The sequence below is a fragment of the Frigoribacterium sp. ME-P-080 genome (assembly GCF_030209595.1).
Taxonomy (GTDB): domain Bacteria; phylum Actinomycetota; class Actinomycetes; order Actinomycetales; family Microbacteriaceae; genus Frigoribacterium.
The window spans coordinates 197,881-216,093 of record NZ_JARVRR010000009.1 but is presented as its reverse complement, the minus strand read 5'-3'; the positions used below and the strand labels follow the sequence as shown (position 1 = coordinate 216,093).

The 18,213-nt window shown below is 71.3% G+C and carries 15 protein-coding genes; 8 read left to right on the top strand and 7 right to left on the bottom strand.

All coding sequences use genetic code 11. From position 1 onward, the window contains the following. Positions 1-136 precede the first annotated feature (136 nt). The 6 genes from QRN23_RS14090 to QRN23_RS14065 form a co-directional block, all read right to left on the bottom strand. Positions 137-1,357: an ROK family transcriptional regulator gene (locus QRN23_RS14090; RefSeq protein ID WP_285063885.1), complete on the bottom strand. Its 1,221-nt coding sequence runs from the start codon at positions 1,355-1,357 to the stop codon at positions 137-139. Between the two features lie 112 nt (positions 1,358-1,469). Then, complete coding sequence (gene yicI / locus QRN23_RS14085; RefSeq protein WP_285063884.1) at positions 1,470-3,752, bottom strand: alpha-xylosidase; 2,283 nt, start codon at positions 3,750-3,752, stop codon at positions 1,470-1,472. Between the two features lie 25 nt (positions 3,753-3,777). Continuing rightward, positions 3,778-4,692, bottom strand: a complete 915-nt coding sequence (locus QRN23_RS14080; RefSeq protein ID WP_159825772.1) for a carbohydrate ABC transporter permease — start codon at positions 4,690-4,692, stop codon at positions 3,778-3,780. Beyond that, on the bottom strand, positions 4,692-5,690 hold the full coding sequence (locus QRN23_RS14075) for a carbohydrate ABC transporter permease (protein ID WP_082454854.1): 999 nt from the start codon (positions 5,688-5,690) through the stop codon (positions 4,692-4,694). The genes QRN23_RS14080 and QRN23_RS14075 overlap by 1 nt, the downstream gene beginning before the upstream one ends. 2 nt (positions 5,691-5,692) lie before the next feature. Further along, the gene (locus tag QRN23_RS14070; RefSeq protein WP_123570876.1) at positions 5,693-6,988 is read right to left on the bottom strand and encodes an ABC transporter substrate-binding protein; all 1,296 of its coding nucleotides are present in this window, start codon (positions 6,986-6,988) and stop codon (positions 5,693-5,695) included. A gap of 125 nt (positions 6,989-7,113) precedes the next feature. After that, entirely contained in the window at positions 7,114-8,130 is a 1,017-nt protein-coding gene (locus QRN23_RS14065; protein WP_055978259.1) for a LacI family DNA-binding transcriptional regulator, read from the bottom strand. A 229-nt stretch (positions 8,131-8,359) separates the two neighbouring features. On the opposite strand from QRN23_RS14065, the gene xylA reads away from it, so the two are divergent. The 5 genes from xylA to QRN23_RS14040 all read left to right on the top strand — a co-directional run bounded on the left by xylA (position 8,360) and on the right by QRN23_RS14040 (position 14,307). Then, on the top strand, positions 8,360-9,553 hold the full coding sequence (xylA, locus tag QRN23_RS14060) for a xylose isomerase (RefSeq protein ID WP_055978258.1): 1,194 nt from the start codon (positions 8,360-8,362) through the stop codon (positions 9,551-9,553). Between the two features lie 141 nt (positions 9,554-9,694). Continuing rightward, entirely contained in the window at positions 9,695-10,840 is a 1,146-nt protein-coding gene (locus QRN23_RS14055) for a glycosyltransferase (protein WP_055978255.1), read from the top strand. 58 nt (positions 10,841-10,898) lie between these two features. Continuing rightward, the gene (locus QRN23_RS14050; RefSeq protein WP_056049609.1) at positions 10,899-11,591 is read left to right on the top strand and encodes a TetR/AcrR family transcriptional regulator; all 693 of its coding nucleotides are present in this window, start codon (positions 10,899-10,901) and stop codon (positions 11,589-11,591) included. Then, on the top strand, positions 11,588-12,307 hold the full coding sequence (locus QRN23_RS14045) for a hypothetical protein (protein WP_285063882.1): 720 nt from the start codon (positions 11,588-11,590) through the stop codon (positions 12,305-12,307). Before QRN23_RS14050 ends, QRN23_RS14045 begins: the two co-directional genes overlap by 4 nt. Beyond that, positions 12,304-14,307: a YhgE/Pip family protein gene (locus tag QRN23_RS14040; RefSeq protein ID WP_055978250.1), complete on the top strand. Its 2,004-nt coding sequence runs from the start codon at positions 12,304-12,306 to the stop codon at positions 14,305-14,307. The genes QRN23_RS14045 and QRN23_RS14040 overlap by 4 nt, the downstream gene beginning before the upstream one ends. A gap of 79 nt (positions 14,308-14,386) precedes the next feature. Here QRN23_RS14040 and QRN23_RS14035 read toward each other — a convergent pair whose 3' ends face one another. Then, complete coding sequence (locus tag QRN23_RS14035; RefSeq protein WP_285063881.1) at positions 14,387-14,803, bottom strand: DUF3151 domain-containing protein; 417 nt, start codon at positions 14,801-14,803, stop codon at positions 14,387-14,389. A 143-nt stretch (positions 14,804-14,946) separates the two neighbouring features. Between QRN23_RS14035 and QRN23_RS14030 the strand changes: the two genes are divergently transcribed. The 3 genes from QRN23_RS14030 to QRN23_RS14020 are packed head-to-tail and all read left to right on the top strand — an operon-like array spanning position 14,947 to position 18,143. Then, positions 14,947-16,107, top strand: coding sequence for a glycosyltransferase (locus QRN23_RS14030; protein WP_285063880.1), 1,161 nt, complete (start codon positions 14,947-14,949; stop codon positions 16,105-16,107). Between the two features lie 51 nt (positions 16,108-16,158). Beyond that, positions 16,159-17,568, top strand: a complete 1,410-nt coding sequence (locus QRN23_RS14025) for a tyrosine-protein kinase domain-containing protein (RefSeq protein WP_285063879.1) — start codon at positions 16,159-16,161, stop codon at positions 17,566-17,568. Next, positions 17,565-18,143, top strand: a complete 579-nt coding sequence (locus QRN23_RS14020) for an arsenate reductase/protein-tyrosine-phosphatase family protein (protein ID WP_159825760.1) — start codon at positions 17,565-17,567, stop codon at positions 18,141-18,143. The genes QRN23_RS14025 and QRN23_RS14020 overlap by 4 nt, the downstream gene beginning before the upstream one ends. The last annotated feature ends 70 nt before the right edge of the window (positions 18,144-18,213 follow it).

The following is an 18,213-nucleotide window of genomic DNA, read 5'->3' as shown; positions in this document are numbered from 1 at the left end:
GCGTGCCCGCGTGCCCGCCTGCCCGCCTGCCCGCCTGCCCGCCTGCCCGCCTGCCCGCCACGAGGTAAGCAACCCGCCACCCGATTGCGTGGCGTGTCGTTCACTTCGTGGCGGGTCGAACGCCACGACGACGACGTCAGGAGGCGCGGGTCACGGACGCAGGGTCGGCCAAGACGGCGGCGAAGGCCAGTTCGGCCGCGCCGATCGTGAGCCGGTCCACGCCGAGCGCGGCACGGGTGATCCGCACGTCGTCGCGGGCACCGGGCAGGGACTGACCGCGGACCCGCTCGGCCAGGCGGCCGGGGTCGGCCGCGTGCAGCGATCCGAGGAAGCCGCCGAGCACGATCAGCTCGGGGTTGAACGAGTTCACGACGCCTCGCAGGGCCACAGCCAGGAAGTCGATCTGACGCCGCACCTCGACGGCCACGGGCGACCCGGGCTCGGCGCCGGCGAGCGCCGCGTCCAGCTGGTCGGCCTGACCACGGTCGAGTCCGGTGACGGCGAGCAACCGGGCCTGACCGACCTCGGTCTCGAGGCACCCCACGGCGCCGCAGTGGCAGAGCTCGCCGACGGAGTTGACGAGGGTGTGCCCCATCTCGCCGGCGAAACCCCCCACGCCGGTCACCGGACTGCCACCGATGAGGACTCCCCCGCCGACACCACTCGCACCGCCGTTCAGGAACACGAGGTCGTCGACGCCCCGCCCGGCGCCGAAGCGGCCCTCGGCGATCGCACCGAGCGACGCGTCGTTGGCCGCGCGGGTCGGCAGGCCGGTCGCGGACGCCACGACCGCCGCGAACGGCTCGTCGATCCACCCGAGGTGCGGGGCGAGCCGCACGACTCCCCCGTCGGAGCCGACCAGCCCGGGGACCGCGAGACCCACCCCGAGCACCCGCACGTCGGGAGACAGTGCGCCGGAGCGCAGCCCGGCGATCACCTCGGCGGCGAGCGCCGCGGCCCGGGGCGCGCTGGGCACCCCGTCGGTCTCGCGACGGACGCGATGTTGCACGACGCCGTCGAGCCCGACCACGCCGACCGTGACGGCGTCGATCTCGGGGTTGACCGCGATCGCGACGACACGGGGGTCCGGCGCCACGACCGGGCTGGGCCGCCCGACCCGGTTGGTGCCGACCGGGTCGGTCTCGACGACGAGTCCCCGGTCGACGAGTTCACCCACGAGCGCCGCGATCGTCGACCGGTTGAGCCCGGTCGCCTGGGTGAGGGCCGACCGCGACGCGGCCCCGTCGGTGTGGACGATGCCGAGCACCGTCGCGAGGTTGTCCCGCCGGACCCGGTCGAACCGCGCACCGAGGTCGGGAGCCGCTGCGCCCTCACCGTCGCCCTGCTGAGTCGTCACGCCCGCGCCCCTTCGTCGGTCGAGGCTACCTCGACCTCGCCGGGCGGCGCGTCGAGGACGCCACGCCGCCCGGTGCCTGAGTCGCCCGCCGGCCCCGGCCCCGGCCCCGGCGTCAGACCTCGTCGACCCGCCAGCCGGTGGCGGCGGTGTCGACCGACACCGCGCCTCCTGACCGCGTGACGACGAAGTCGGCGGACTCGCCGGTGGGCGTGGTCACCGTGATCGAGCGGGTGCCGTCACCCCCGGGGAACACCCTCAGCACGAGACCGTCGAGGTAGTCGTGGTCGGGCCGGTCGTCCCGCGCGCCGACCGGGATCACCGCCCCCTCGCGCACGTAGAGCGGCAGGCTCATGACGTCGTGTCGCTCGGTGCGCCACGCCCCGGACCCCGCGTCGACGACCTCACCGGTGAACCAGTTCGTCCAGCGCCCCGCCGGCAGGTAGACCTCTACGGTGCCGTCGGCTGAGAAGACCGGTGCGACCAGCAGGTCGTCTCCGAGCAGGTACTGCGTGTCGACGTGGGCGGCGCCGCGGTCGCCGGGGAAGGCCAGGGCCATCGGACGCATGACCGGCAGTCCCGAGCGCGACGACGCGAGCCCGGCGGCGTAGAGGTAGGGCATGAGGGACAGCTTCAGCTTCGTGAAGCGGCGGGTGACCTCGACGGCCTCGTCGTCGAAGGCCCACGGCACCCGGTACGACGAGCTGCCGTGGAACCGGCTGTGGCTCGACAACAGGCCGAAGGCCGTCCACCGCTTGTAGACCTCGGCGTCGGGAGTCCCCTCGAAGCCGCCGATGTCGTGGCTCCAGAACGAGAAGCCGCTCATGGCCAGGGACAGTCCGCCGCGGAGGGTCTCGGCCATCGACTCGAAGGTGGACGTCGAGTCGCCACCCCAGTGCACGGGAAGCGCCTGACCACCCGTCGTCGCCGAGCGGGCGAAGACGACGGCGTCGCCCTCGCCGCGCACCTCCTCGAGCACCTCGAAGACCGCCTGGTTGTAGAGCTGCGTGTACCAGTTGTGCATGCGCTCGGGGTCGGAGCCGTCGTGCCAGACGACGTCGGTGGGGATGCGCTCGCCGAAGTCGGTCTTGAACGCGTCGACCCCCTGGGCCTGCAGCCGACGCAGGTGCCCCTGGAACCAGGCCGTCGCCTCGGGGTTCGTGAAGTCGACCAGGCCCATGCCGGCCTGCCAGAGGTCCCACTGCCAGACGCTGCCGTCGGGGTTCCGCACGAGGTAACCGGCCTCGGCCGCCTCGCGGAACAGCGCCGAGCGCTGACCGATGTACGGGTTGATCCAGACGCAGACGCGCAGGTCGCGCTCGTGCAGCCGGGCGAGCATGCCCTCGGGGTCGGGGAACACGCGGGGGTCCCACTCGAAGTCGCACCACTGGAACTCGCGCATCCAGAAGCAGTCGAAGTGGAACACGCTGATCGGCATGTCGCGGCGGGCCATCTCGTCGACGAAGCCCGTGACCGTCGCCTCGTCGTAGTCGGTCGTGAACGACGTCGACAACCAGAGGCCATACGACCAGGCCGGCACGTGGGCCGGCCGACCGGTCAGGCGCGTGTACCGGTCGAGCACGTCGGCGGGCGTCGGGCCGGCGATCACCAGGTAGCGCAGGGTCTCGCCCGCCACTGAGAACTGCACCCGCTCGACCGACTCGGAGCCGATCTCGTACGAGACGTGACCCGGGTGGTCGACCAGGACGCCGTATCCGCGGTTCGTGACGTAGAACGGGACGTTCTTGTAGGCCTGCTCGCTCGACGTGCCACCGTCGGCGTTCCACACGTCGACCGTCTGGCCGTTCTTGACCAGCGGGCCGAACCGCTCGCCGAGGCCGTAGACGAGCTCGCCGACGCCCAGCGAGAGTTGCTGCGAGACGTAGCTCGGCGCAAGGACGCGTCCGGTGCCGGCCCGGGCGTTGCCGAGCATCGCCCCGTCGACCCGGGCGTCCGCGGCGACCCGGTGGTAGCCGACCGACTTGTGGCCCGACCGGGTGAGCACGGTGTCGCCGTCGCGGAACGTCAGCTCGAACGGCGCTCCGCGACCGACCGTGGCCGTGAGGCGTCCCGAGGTCAGGGTCGCGCCTCCTTCGCTCGTCTCGACGACCCCGACTCCGGCGGGGCCGCCCTCGGAGCCCACCAGGTCGAACCCGATCTCGTCACGACCACCGGCGAAGTGCGTGACGTCGACGGCGATCACGCCCTCCATCGGCGAACTCAGCGCGATCGTGAGCGTCGGGCGGTTGAGGGTGTCACCCCGCGAGCCGATCACCTTGGTGGGTGCGGTGACCTCGATCGAGCGTCCGTCCGCCCGGGGCTCGACGTCGTGGGCCTCCTGGGCGAAGAGGGACTCGACCCCCGGGCGGATCTGCCAGAAACCGTCGGTGAACTTCATGTGGAGCCTTTCGGGGTGGAACGCGTCACTTGACCGCGCCGGCCGTGATGCCGCGGGTCAGGGTGCGCTGGAAGATCAGGAAGAAGACGAGCGTGGGGATCAACCCGAGCAGGGCCGACGCGCTCGTCGTGGTGACGTCCATCAGCCGGTCGCCCTGCAGGGCGGTGATGGCGACGGGGACCGTCTGGTTGCCGTTGGACACCAGGAAGGTGAGCGGGATGAGGAACTCGTTCCACGTCCAGATGAAGAAGAAGATCGCGAGCACCGACAGGGTCGGCCGACTGATCGGCACGATGACCCGCCAGAGGATCTGCCACCGACTCGCCCCGTCGAGCGACGCCGCCTCGAGGACCTCTTTCGGGAACGTGCCGTACACGCTCGAGAGCAGGTAGGTGCCGAAGGCGCTCTGGATCACCGTGAAGATGATGATGACCGCCCAGATGTTGTCGTAGAGGCCCACCTGCTTGAACATGAAGTACAGCGGGTAGAGCAGGGCCTCCTGGGGCAGCATGTTCGCGAGCAGGAACAGCACGATGATCCAGGTGCGACCGCGCACCCGGCCGATGCCGAGCGCGTAGGCGTTGAACACCGAGATGACCACGGCGAACAGGGCCACCAGCCCGGCGATCACGAAGCTGTTCCAGAGCTTCGCCGGGAACTCGACGCGGTTCCAGAAGTCGACGAGGCCGTCGAAGTACAGCGACGTCGGCAGGCTGAGCGGGCCTCCGGTCGTGTAGTCGGCGGGCGACTTGAACGAGTTGACCAAGATCAACAGGAACGGCAGGGCGATCAGCACGCCGAAGGCGATCGCCGCGGCGAGGATCAGCCAGTCGGTGGCCGTTCGTTTCTTCTTCCGGCGCGTGGCCTTCGGGAGGCGCGGGCTGGGCACCGCGGGACGGATGCGGTCGTCTTTCACCGGCGGCACGACGGTCGTGGCCATCAGCGTTCCCTCTCTGCTCGTTCGACCCGGTTCTGTGCCCGGATGAAGAAGATGGTGATGACGACGATGACGAGCGTCAGCGCCGTCGCGATGGTCGCGCCGTAGCCGACCTGCTGGCTCTGGAAGAACTCGCTGTACGCGTAGTAGCTCGGCACGATCGTCGAGTCGCCGGGGCCGCCGCGGGTCAGGGCGTAGATCGGTCCGAACACCTTCAGCGCGGCGATCGTGCAGGTCAGCACGACGACGAAGATCTCGGGGCGGATGATGCTCACCGTGATCGCCCGGAACCGCTGGAACCAGCCGGCGCCGTCGAGTTCGGCGGCCTCGTACAGCTCGGGGTCGACCCGTTGCAGTGCGGCCATGAAGATGACGACGGGATAGCCGAGCTGCACCCAGACCATCACCACCATGATGCTGAGCAGCGCGGTGTCGGGGCTGCCGAGCCAGTTGTGCTGCAGGGCGCCCAGCCCCACCGCGTCGAGGACGGTGTTGAGCGCACCGTTCTCGGGTCGGAGGATCCAACCGATGACGATCGCGGCGATCGCCACGGGCAGGATCTGCGGCAGGTAGTAGGTCGCCCGCAGGAACGACGCCAGACGCCCGCCGAACTTCCGACCGATCAGGTCGAACAGCATCGCGGCGAGCAGGAGGCCCAGCACGGTGGGGACCACCACCATGGCGATGATGAGGAAGACGCTGTTGAGGAAGGACGTCCAGAAGCGGTCGTCGCTCATCAGCTCGCGCCAGTTGTCGAGCCCCGCCCAGGTCGGCGGGCGGATGCCCCGGTAGTCGGTGAAGCTGAGGTAGACGTTCCAGATCAGCGGGACCAGGATCACGACCGCGAACAGGACGAAGCCGGGGATCAGGTACAGCCAGAAGCCCGCGCGGCGGGCTCCGGGCAGGAGGCTCTCCTCCGGCGGGAGGGCCGACGACGTGCGTCGGCCCTCGCGACGGGGGCGCGCCTCCCTGGCACCGGGGCGGGTGTCGAGGGAGGTCACGGTCACTTCCCGGTGATGTCGTCGACGCCGCTCTGGTACTGGTCGCCCAGGGTGGTGAGCATCTCGTCCGGCGTGGCGGTGCCGTTGACGAGCTCCTGGGTGCCGGCGACCAGCTGGTCGTAGAAGGTCGGCGTGGGCCAGTCCGGGTAGAACGCCAGGCCGTCACGGTCGAGCAGGGTGTTGAAGTTCGCGATCAGCTCCTGGCTCTTCGGGTCGGTGATGTCGGCCGGGTCGGCCTTGACCGGCACGCCGCCGTTGTTGCCGATGAGGTTCTGGATCTCGGGGCGCATCGTGATGTCGATGAACTCGTACGCGAGGTCCTTGTTGGCCGCGTTCTCGGGGACGACCCAGAGGTTGCCGCCCGACCCGGGTGCCATGTCGCTGCCGGGGAACAGGAACGTGCCCCAGTCGAAGGTCGCCTCGTCGGCGACCCGCCCGGCCCACCAGCTGCCGGAGACCATGATCGGCGCCCCGCCGCTCATGAAGGTCGTGCCCATGTCCTCGGCCTTGATGCCGGTGACGTCCTTCGAGATCCAGCCGTTGTCGACGTACTCCTTCAGCTTGTCGGCGGCGTAGGTCAGCTCGGGGCCCTGCCAGTCGACGTCGCCCTCGTAGAGCTGGTAGTCGTCGACGAACGAACGGTCGGCCTTCGAGAGGGCCAGCTGGTAGAACAACTGCCCGAGCGGGTACTCGCCACCGGCCTCGGCGAGCGGCGTGATGCCGGCGTCGGCGAAGGTCTGCAGGGCCGTCTCGAACTCGTCGTACGTCGTGGGCACCGCGATGCCCTGCTCGGCGAAGGCGTCCTTGTTGTAGAACACCTCGACGTACTCGCCGTAGTTCGGGATGCCGTACCAGCTGCCCGAGCCCATGACGCCCTTCTCGTCGTACTTCGAAGTCGTGGCGATCGACGGGGCGAGGTCGTCGTCCCAGCCGTACTCGTCGACGGCGTCGTCGAGGTTCGCGAGCAGCCCCTGGCTCGCGAGCAGGCCCGCCGTGGCGTTGCCCTTGTTGTACTCGAGGATGTCGGGCGCCTCGTTCGAGTTGAGCACCTGGCTCGCGGTCGAGCGGATCTGCTCGAAGCTCTTCTCCTCGAACTCGACCTTCGCACCCGTCTCTTCCTCGAAGGTCGTGATGGCCTGGTCCCAGGCGATGCCCATGGCGCTGGTCTCGCTCTCGAAGTGCCAGAGCTTCAGCACGTCGGGGTCGGACGACCCCGAGCTGCCTGCCGAGCACCCGGTCAGCAGCGCCGCGGTGGCCGCGAGGGCCGCCCCGACGGCGACGATGCGTCGTTTCTTCATGTGTCTACCTCCTCGTAGAGGCCCCGTGCCGATCGTCGAAGCGTTTCGACGATCGGCGTGGAGCGATGTGATCTGGCCGTCGGATGACGGTGGTGCGGTGGTGCGGTGGTGCGGTCGGTGGGGGTTCAGGAGGCGCGGGCCGGCCCGGAGACCGAGCCCTTCGCCAGGTAGGTGGGCGCGATCAACTCGACGCCCGTGTCGAGACGACCGTCGATCCGCTCGAAGGCGGCCCCGACCGCCCGCGAGCACATCTCGTCGATCGGCAGCGGGATGGTGTCGAGGGCCGGCTCGAACTCGTCGGCGGGGTAGCTGGCACAGGCCGCCAGCACCGAGAGGTCGCGGGGGATCTCGAGCCCGAGGCGGCGGACGCGCTGGAGGACGGCCTCGGCGGTGGGCTCGCTGCAGTGCAGCACGAGCGCGGTCATGCCGGGCAGCCTCTCGCGGAGGTCGTCGAACGCCCGGACGGCCGACGCCCGCCCAAGGTCCGCCGCCACGGTCAGCGTCTCGACGCCGCGGCTGTCGGCCCGGCCCGCGAAGGCGTCGTCGAAACGTCGGATGAAGCCGGTGTCGCGCTCGCCGTAGGAGGCCGGGTGACCGATGACGCCGATGGTCCGGTGCCCGGCGTCGGCAAGACGGTCGACGCTCTCGGCGGCTGCGGCCGCGAAGTCGAGGTCGATGCAGGCGAGGTCGTCGACGCCCTGCGGGATGCCGATGAACCCGGCCGGCAGGTCGAGTTCGCGCACGAGGTCGACGCGCTCGTCGACGGTCGCGACGCCGATCGCGACGACGCCGTCGACGAGCGAGCTCGAGGCCACGCGCCGGATGCCGGACACCTCGTCGTCGGTGGCGAGGAGCAACACGTCGTAGTCCCGACGACGGGCCGCCTCGACGACGGCGGTGACGAACCGCATCTGGGTGGGCTGGTGGTTGTCGGGCCGGATCGGCGCGCTGAGCGCCAGGATGTTGGTCCGGGCACCGGCGAGCATGCGGGCTCCGGCATGCGGCCGGTAGCCGAGCCGCTCGACGGCGTCGGTGACCCGCTGCCGGGTCGACGCCGCGATCGACCGCTTGCCGGACAGGGCGTACGAGACCGTCGAGATCGACACACCGGCGGCCTGGGCCACGTCGTGGATCGTCGTCATGATGACCTCGCTGTCGATTGCCGAACGGGTGCGGAAGCGCTTCGACTGCCGCGGGTCGAGACACTACGTCAGCCGCGACGGGGCGCGCAAGTCTTTTGTGGGAGCCCGCGACAAATGGCCCCGACCTCTTCCGCGCCGACGAAAGACGGGATATGTTGAGGCTCACAACATTCGCGTCGGGGCGGGATCGCCCCACGCGACCGACCGCTCGACCCTGGAAGGGACACCGATGTCCACCACCCCCACCCGCGAAGACAAGTTCTCGTTCGGCCTCTGGACGATCGGCTACAACGGCTCGGACCCCTTCGGCGGCCCGACCCGCCCGCAGCTCGACGTCGTCGAGGCCGTCGAGAACCTCGACCGCCTCGGCGCCTACGGGCTGACCTTCCACGACGACGACCTGTTCGCCTTCGGCTCGACCGACGCCGAACGCCAGAAGCAGATCGACCGCCTGAAGGGCGCCCTCGACGCGACCGGGATCGTCGTGCCGATGGTCACCACGAACCTCTTCAGCGCCCCCGTCTTCAAGGACGGCGGCTTCACCTCGAACGACCGCGGCGTGCGACGTTTCGCCCTGCGCAAGGTGCTCCGCAACATCGACCTCGCCGCCGAGCTCGGCGCGAAGACCTTCGTCATGTGGGGTGGTCGCGAGGGCGCCGAGTACGACAGCGCGAAGGACGTGCAGGCCGCCCTCTCGCGCTACAAGGAGGGCGTCGACATGCTCTCGCAGTACGTGCTCGACAAGGGCTACGACCTGCGCTTCGCGATCGAGCCCAAGCCCAACGAGCCCCGCGGCGACATCCTGCTGCCGACCCTCGGTCACGCCATCGCGTTCATCGAGACGCTCGAGCACCCCGAGATGGCCGGCGTGAACCCCGAGGTCGGTCACGAGCAGATGGCCGGACTGAACTTCACGGCCGGCATCGCCCAGGCGCTCTACCAGGGCAAGCTCTTCCACATCGACCTCAACGGTCAGCGCGGCATCAAGTACGACCAGGACCTCGTGTTCGGCCACGGCGACCTCCAGAACGCCTTCTCGCTCGTCGACCTGCTCGAGCACGGCTCGCCCCAGGGCGGACCGACCTACGACGGCCCACGTCACTTCGACTACAAGCCCTCGCGCACCGAGACGATCGACGGCGTGTGGGAGTCCGCGGCCGCCAACATGCGGATGTACCTGCTCCTCAAGGAGCGCGCGCAGGCCTTCCGCGCCGACCCCGAGGTGCAGGAGGCCCTGGCCGCCAGCCAGGTCGCCGAGCTCTCGGTGAACACCCTCGCCGACGGTGAAGGCTACGAGCAGCTGCTCGCCGACCGCGCCTCCTACGAGGACTTCGACGCCGACGCCCACTTCGGCGGACACGGGTACGGCTTCGTGCGGTTGCAGCAGCTCGCCCTCGAGCACCTGATGGGCGCTCGGGGCTAGAGCCCGGCGCGTCGGCGTTCGCATCGCGAGCGCCGACGCGCCCCGTCCGGTCGGGCGGCCGACCCGGCGGCACCAGCAGGGGGCAGGAATCCGGTATATTACGAGCATTGCTCTGAAGACCGGCCGAACGGATCGACCTCGATGACTGCCCGCCCCTTGCGCCCCCGCCGTTCGGCGACCGATCGACCGTCGGTCGCCGTCATCGGCACCCGCGGCTACCCCAGCTACTACGGCGGGTTCGAGACCGCGGTGCGCCGGATCGCCCCCGCCCTGGTCGACGCCGGCTGGGACGTCACGGTCTACGGTCGCGACGGGTCGACCCGCGACGACGACCCCGCCCGCGACCGTCGGGTCACCTCCCGCCTGACGAAGGGCGTCGAGAGCAAATCGCTCAGCACCCTGAGCTACGGCCTCACCGCCGTGCTGGACGCCCTCGTGCGCCGGCCCGACGCGGCCCTCGTCATGAACGTGGCCAACGGCTTCTGGCTGCCCTTGCTCAGGCTGCGCGGCATCCCCGTGCTGGTCAACGTCGACGGCATCGAGTGGGAGCGTGCCAAGTGGGGACGCGCGGCGAAGACGGTGTTCCGTCTCGGAGCAAAGGCCAGCGCGCGCTTCGCGAACGGGCTGATCTGCGACGCCCGCGAGATCGTCCGGCGCTGGCAGGCCGACTTCGGCGTGGACGGCCTGTTCATCCCCTACGGCGGCGACCCGGTCCGCGACCTGCCGGTCGAGCCGGGCCAGCGACACCGCGGGTACGCCCTGGTCGTCGCGCGCTTCGTCCCCGAGAACACCGTCGTCGAGTTCGTCGAGGCGGCCCGCTCGATCGCCGAGCGGCACGACGTGGTCATCGTCGGCTCGACCGGCTACGGCGGCGAACTCGACGAGCTCGTGCGCGGACTGGCCGAGGCGAACGACCGCGTGACCTGGCTCGGCCACGTCAGCGACGACGATCGTCTGCACGCCCTCTGGCAGCACGCCGGGGCCTACTTCCACGGCCACAGCGTCGGCGGCACGAACCCGGCGCTGGTGCAGGCCATGTTCGCGGGGGCGCCCGTCGTCGCGCGCGACACCGTCTACAACCGCGAGGTGCTCGACGGAGCCGGCACCCTCGTGGCGCCCGAGCCCGCCGCCATCGCCGCCGCCGTCACCGCGCTGCTCGACGATCCGGCCGAGCAGGAAAGCCTCAGCGCGGCGGCCCTTTCTCGTGCCGCGGACGCCTACACCTGGCAGTCCGTCTGCGACGCCTACGAGGAGGCGCTGCGAGCGACCCTGCCCCGCTCGCGCTGACCGACGATCCCCCGGCAAATAACTTGCACAAAGGTGTGCAAGATAGTACGATCGGGTCATGCCTGCCGCCGATGACCCCGTCCGCGCCACCCGTGCGCCACGCCGCGACGCCACCGCGAACCGCGACGCACTGATCTCCGCCGCGGCACTGCTTCTCAACCGCGACCCGTCCGTGTCGCTCGAGGCCATCGCCGCCGAGGCTGGCCTGTCCCGACGCTCGGTCTACGGCCACTTCGCCACGCGGGACGACCTCGTGCGCGAGGTCAGCCTGCGCGGTGCCGCCCGCATCGGCGTCGCCGCGAGACCGGCACCGATCGCGGACCCGGTCGTGCAACTCGCCTCCCTGGCCGCCCGACTCTGGGCCGAGGTCGAGCACGTGCGCGTCATGGCGCAGTTGACCGTGCGCGGCCCGATGGCCCACGAGGTCGGCGAGGCGCTCGCCCCGTTGCGGAAGACCGTCCGCGACGTCGTCCGTCGTGGCGTGGAATCCGGACGCATGCGCGACGACATCGCTCCCCACACGCTGGCCCACCTGGTGGAAGGCGCCGCCCTGTCCGTGCTCGACGAGGCCACGACGCAGCGGCTCAGCCGCTCCGAGGGCCACCGGCTCGTCATGCTGGCGGTGCTCGGCGTCGTCGGCCTCGACTGGCGCACCGCCGGCGACCTCGTCGCGACCGCCCCCGAACTCGCGCTCCCTCCCGAACCGGCGACCGGCGCCTCCTCGATGCCCCCGACCGGAGAACCCGCATGAGACTCGAACTGCACGACGTCGCGATCGGCGACGGTCCCCGCGCGGCACTCCCCCGGCTGAGCGCGGTCGCCGACCGCTGGGTCCCGGGCTTCGTCGCGGTCGAGACCGAGAACGCGCCCACCCTGGCGTCACTCGTCGCGGGGGGCCGCATGCGCCCCGAGACCGGCCGGGTGACGATCGACGGTCGGGCGGACGACGCGGCGATCCGCGCCTCCTTCGCCCTCGTCGACACCCCCACCGTCGCCGAACCGTTCGCGGCCCTCACGGTCGTCCAGGTCGCCCGCGAAGAGCTCGCCCTCGCCGGGCTCCGCGCCGACAAGGACTCGGCTCGTCTGCTGCTCGAGGAGATCGGGCTGGACGAGCACGAGCGGACCCGCCTGAGCGCCCTGCCCACCGAGCTGCGCGTCCGCCTGCTCTGCGAGTTGGCGGTGCTGCGCCCCGAGGTGCGCGGGCTGGTCGTGACCACCCCCGAACGGCACGGAGGCGACGTCGCCGCCTGGCTCTCGGTCGTCCACGACATGGTCGGCCGCGACTACACCGTGTTGACCATCACCGGGTTCGCGGCCCTCGCGACGATCGAGTCGCTGCCCACGCCCGAGTTCGCCCCGGCCGGGACCGACGGCGTACCCGAGACCGACACCGCGCCTCCTTCCTCCCCCGACGACACCGCGGTCGCCACCACCCCCGACACCTCCGTCGAAAGCGACCAGCCGTGAAGATCTACGCCCTCGTCCGTTCCGAGCTGCAGCGCCTCACCGCCACCCCGCTCGCCCGCCTGGCACTCGTCGCGCTGATGACCGTGCCGCTGCTCTACGGCGGCCTGTACCTCTGGGCCAACCAGGACCCCTACGCCAAGCTCGACCAGATCCCGGCCGCCCTCGTGAACACCGACGCAGGGACCACGGTCGACGGCGAGACGGTGAACTACGGCGACGAGGTCACCGACCAGATCACCGACGGCGGCGACTTCGACTGGCACGTCGTCTCGGCCGCCCAGGCCGCGGCGGGCCTGCGCGACCAGACCTACGACTTCACCTTCACGATCCCGAAGGGCTTCAGCGACGACCTCACCTCGGCGAGCGGCGACGACCCGAAGCGGGCCCAGATCACCCTCGCGACGAGCGACGTCAACAGCTACCTCTCGTCCACGATCGCCGAGCAGGCGGCGAAGACCATCCGGGCCTCGGTCACCGAGAAGGTCGGCAAGGAGGCGGCGGGCCGCCTGCTGGTCGGCCTGGCCGACGTGCGCACGAACCTGGGCAGCGCGGTCGACGGGGCGAACCAGCTCGTCGCCGGCACCGGTTCGGCCGTCGCCGGCGCGAACCAGCTGGCCGACGGTGCGGCCGACGCGGCGACCGGGGCCCACACCCTCGCCGACGGGACGAGCCAGCTCAGCTCGGGGGCGTCCGCGCTGGACACGGGGCTTCAGACGCTGAAGACCCAGACGACGGACCTGCCCGCGCAGACCCAGACCCTGGCTGACGGTGCCGCCCAGGTGGCGGCCGGCAACGATGCCCTGGCCACCGGCGTGGCCGACGCTGCAACGACGAGCGCGACGGCCGCGGCCGGCCTGCCCGCCGCGCAGCAGCAGGCGCAGCAGCAGATCGCCGAAGCCCTGCGTCAGCAGGGTTACACCGACGAGCAGATCCAGCAGATCGCCGCGACCTTCGCCCCCGCGACCGAGTCGCTGACCACCGCCCTCCAGGACGCGAACACCCAGATCCAGGGGCTGAACACCCAGGTGGGGCAGCTCGCCACGGGGGCCGACCAGGTCTCGACCGGTGCCGCGACCCTGGCCGCCGCCACACCGGCCCTGACCCAGGGCATCTCGTCGGCCGCGACCGGCTCGTCGCAACTCGCCACGGGCGCGGCGAGCGCCGCCTCGGGCGCCTCGACCCTCGCGACCGGTCTCGACACCCTGAGCAGCGGGTCCACCTCGCTGCGCGACGGCGTCGTCAGCCTCGACACCGGCACCACCCAGCTCCGCGACGGACTGCAGAGCGGACTCGGCGAGATCCCCGCGAGCACCGACCGGACGCGCGACGACCAGGCGAGCGCCATCAGCGACCCTGTCGCGGTCAAGGACGCCGCCCTCACGAGTGCCGGCACCTACGGCGCGGGACTGGCACCGTTCTTCATCAGCCTCGCGGCCTGGATCGGCATGTACGCGCTGTTCCTGATCGTGAAGCCGATCTCGAAGCGGGCCATCACCGCCGTCAAGGCCCCCGTGCGCATCTCGCTGGCCGGCTGGCTGGCCCCGGTGGTGCTCGGCGTCGTGCAGATGGTCGCGCTCTACGTCATCGTCACCCAGGCGCTCGGCTTCGAGGTCGCCCACCCGCTCGGCATGATCGGGCTGATGGCCCTCGCCTCGGCGGCGTTCGCGGCGATCATCATGACGCTCAACGTCTGGCTCGGCAGCGTCGGGCAGTTCCTCGGCCTGGTGCTGATGGTCGTGCAGCTCGTCACGGCCGGCGGGACCTTCCCGTGGCAGACCCTGCCCGCCCCGCTCGCAGCCCTCCACTTCGTGCTGCCGATGAGCTACGCCACCGACGGCCTGCGCCAGGTGATGTACGGCGGCAGCTCGGCCGCGGCCTGGGGCGACGCCGGCGTGCTGGCGGCCTGGCTGCTCGGCGCGCTCGTGCTGACCTGGGTCGCGACCTCCCGCATGACACGGGCGCGCACGATGCGCGACCTGCGGCCCTCGCTGATCGGCTGAGACCGCCGCTTCCGCCGAGGACGCAGGAGGCGCGGGTCGCGTGACCCGCGCCTCCTGCGTTCCCGAGACGGTCGCGCCGCTAGTCGGTGCGGGTCTCGAGGGTGGGGAGCACGGCGGGGTCGGCGTCGTGCAGGAACGTCGTGAGACGTTCGACCTCGTCGACCTCGCCGATGGCGGCCGCACCTCGCCTGAGGGCGAAGAGGGACCGCAGCACGCCCCGGTTGGGTTCGTGCGACCACGGCACGGGGCCCTGTCCGCGCCACCCCGCCTTGCGCAGCGCGTCGAGCCCGCGGTGGTAGCCGACGCGGGCATAGGCGTAGGCCTCGAGCTCGGCGCCTCGGGCGTCGGCCTCGTCGCTGAGCAGCGCCCAGGCGAGCGACGACGTGGGGTGGGCGACGACGACCTCGGCCGTCGTCAGCGTCTCGAGGTCGGCGACGACGTCGGGTTCGGCGGGCAGGCGGGTCTCGGGCACGCCGAGCAGGTTCGTTGTGGTCATCCCCCCATCATCCCCGACGTCCGTCCCGGGGACCGTCGGGACCCTGGTATAACTCGTTTCGTCGTGCAATACTGAGATATCACACACGGTCATCGGCCGTATCGGGCGCCACGGTGCCCGCGAGCTCTCGACGAAAGACCACCGTGCCCACGACCCGACCGCGCCGCGCCGCCCTCGACTCCCCCGCCCTCCTGGCGTACCCGATGCACGGCCAGCGCAAGCTCCTCGACGAGGGCTACCGCACCCGGGACGGTCACCTGATCGAATGGCTCGGTCACGACCTCGCGGGCCGTGGCGGGGTCACCGTCGTCTCGAGGCCGGAGCCCCTCGTGACCTCGATCGCCCGCCGTCGTCCGATCGGGGCACCGGCCCCCGGCACCCGGTCGGTCGACCCGATCACGCTCCGGGCTCCCGACCCGCGCGACCGACGACGCTGGTGGGTCGCGTCCGCTCGCGCCTACCCCGCGTTGCCCCCGTCGGCGGCATCCGTGCCGGCCCTCGTCTGGAACCCCTTCGCCGCCGTCGCCCCGGTCGCGGCCAACCCCTTCACCGGTCCCCGGCGGGTCGTCCTCGACCTGCTCGACGACTGGAGCCGGCACTACGCCTTCGAGAGCATCCGCGCCGAGGTCGACGAGGCCTACTCGGCCGCCTTCGCCCTCGCGGACGTCGTGACGGCCAACGGCGCGGGCACCGCCGACCTCGCCCGCCGACACGGACGCACCGACGTCGTCCTGCTGCCCAACGGCTGCGACCCCCACCGCTTCGACGGCACGAGCCGGGCGACCGGCCCGACCACCGTCGGCTACGTGGGCAAGATCGGGCGGAGGCTCGACCTCGACGGCATCCTGACGACCGTCGCCGCCCTGCCCCACGTGTCGTTCGTGTTCGCCGGCCCCGTGCTGGACGCCGAGTACGGGGTGCTGGCCGAGTCGCCCAACGTCACCCTGCTGGGCGACGTGCACTACGACCGCGTGCCGGCCCTGCTGCAGACCTTCGACGTCGGCTGGGTGCCCCACCACGTCGGCGAGCGCGAGGTCGGCGGCGACGTCATCAAGACCTACGAGTACCGCGCGGCGGGTCTGCCCGTCCTCAGCACGGCCGTCTGCGGCATCGAGGCGCGTGGCCTGGACGGCGTGACGGTCGCCGACACCGCCGGGCACGCCTCGGTGCTCGCCGCACTCGCCGCAGACTCCGACGGGCGGGTGCCCCGGCTCCCGGGGGCCATCCCTCCCGACGCCACGTGGCGACAGAAGGCCGACGTCGTCCGCGACGCGCTCCGCCTGCCGGCCCTCCGACCGTCCTAGACCCGATCAGCCCCCGATCCGACACCACGCCGTTCAGCAGGGAAGAACTCCATGGAACTCAAGACCTTCATCACCGTCGTCCGGACGCGGTGGGTCCTCATCGTCGTCGTGACCCTGAGCGCCGTGCTGCTCGGGGCGACCGTGTCGCTCGCGACGGCGAAGTCGTACTCGTCGTCGACCCAGCTCTTCGTCTCGGTCTCGTCGATCGGCTCGTCGGACGCCGGCGACCTCGTCCAGGGCAGCAGCGCCGCGCAGGCCAAGGTGCGCTCCTACGTCTCCGTCGTCACGTCGGGTCGAGTGCTCGAACCCGTCATCGCCGATCTCGGGCTCGACACCACCCCCGCCGGGCTCGCCTCCAAGATCTCGGCCTCCAGCCCGGTCAACACGTCGCTGATCGACATCTCGGTCACCGACGGCGACCCCGCCCAGGCCGCACGACTCGCCGACGCCGTGGCCACGAGCTTCGAGAAGGTGGTCGAAGAGCAACTCGAACAACCCGTGGGCGGCGGCAGCGGGCTGGTCACCGTCGAGTCCATCGACGCTCCCGTCGTGCCGACGAGCCCGGCCAACCCCAAGCCGGTCCTCTGGATCAGCCTGGCCCTCGTCCTGGGCATCCTCTCGGGCACGGCCCTGGCCCTCCTCCGCAACACCCTCGACACGCGCATCCGCAGCAAGGCCGACGTCGAGGGGGTGACGAACGCCCCGCTGCTCGGTGGCATCGGCTTCCACACAGAAGCCTCCTCGGCCCCGCTGGTCGTCAACAACGATCCGCGCAGCCCACTCGCCGAGTCCTACCGCGCCCTCCGCACCAATCTCCAGTTCGTCTCGTTCGAGGGACGCAGCCGCACGTTCATCGTCACGTCGGCCATGCCCGGCGAGGGCAAGTCGACGACGGCGGCGAACCTGGCCGTCTGCCTGGCCGAGACCGGCGCCTCCGTGCTGCTCGTCGACGCGGACCTGCGCCGGCCCCGCGTCGCCGAGGTCATGGGCCTCGAGGGCGCCGTCGGACTGACCGACCTGCTCGTCGGACGGGCAGAACTCGTGGACGTCGTGCAGCCGTGGGGACGCCTGGGCCTCCACGTGCTGCCCTCGGGCACCGTTCCGCCGAACCCGAGCGAACTGCTCGGCTCGCTCGCCATGGCGAGCCTCGTCTCGACGGTCGAGGTCGACTACGACTTCGTCATCATCGACACCCCGCCCCTGCTGCCGGTGACCGACGCCGCCGTCCTCAGCCGCTGCGTGAGCGGCGTGATCGTCGCGACCGCCGCCCAGCGATCGTCGCGCCACCAGTTGAAGCAGGCCCTCGCCGCCGTCTCCGAGATCGGCAGCCGCACCCTGGGGGTCGTCCTCACGATGGCCCCGACGAAGGGCCTGGGTGCCTACGGGTACGGCGCCTACGGGGGCTACTACGGTTCGGTGACCACGAACTCGGTCCCTGCCTCGACGGCGGCGGCCCGATGACCATCCCGCCCCTCGTGATGGTGTGCACCGGGAACATCTGCCGCTCGCCGCTGGCCGCCGAACTCGTGCGCAGTGCCACGTCGGCAGCCGTCGAGAGCTTCGGGACGTCGGCGGTGGTGGGCGAATCGCCGCCACGTCCCACCCTGAAGGCCGCCGAGTCCCTCGGGCTCGACCTGTCGACCCATCGTGCCCGTCAGCTGACGGCCGACGTGGTGGGTCGCGCTCCCCTCGTCCTGGCGCTCGCCCGGGAACACCGCCGGGCCGTCGTCTCGCTGGTGCCGAGGGCGAACCGCACGACCTTCACCCTGCGGGAGTTCGCACGCCTGAGTCGTCTCGTCGATCCCCACGAGACAGCACGCGCGATCGCATCGACCCCGGACCCCGCCGAGCGTCTGGACCGGGTCGTCGCCCTCGCGGCGGCGCACCGCGGCTCCGGCGCCCTCGTCACGCCCGACGAGGACGACGTCGTCGACCCCTTCGGGCTCGGAGCCGACGTGTACGCGAAGTCGACCGCCCAGATCGTCGACGCGACGAACGACGTCCTCGCCTACCTCGGGCGAGCCCTGAGAGCCTGACCCCGCCCCGACCGCCTCCGACGGAGCGCCCCGACGACCTGGTCGTCGGGGCGCTTCGTCGTCACCGGGG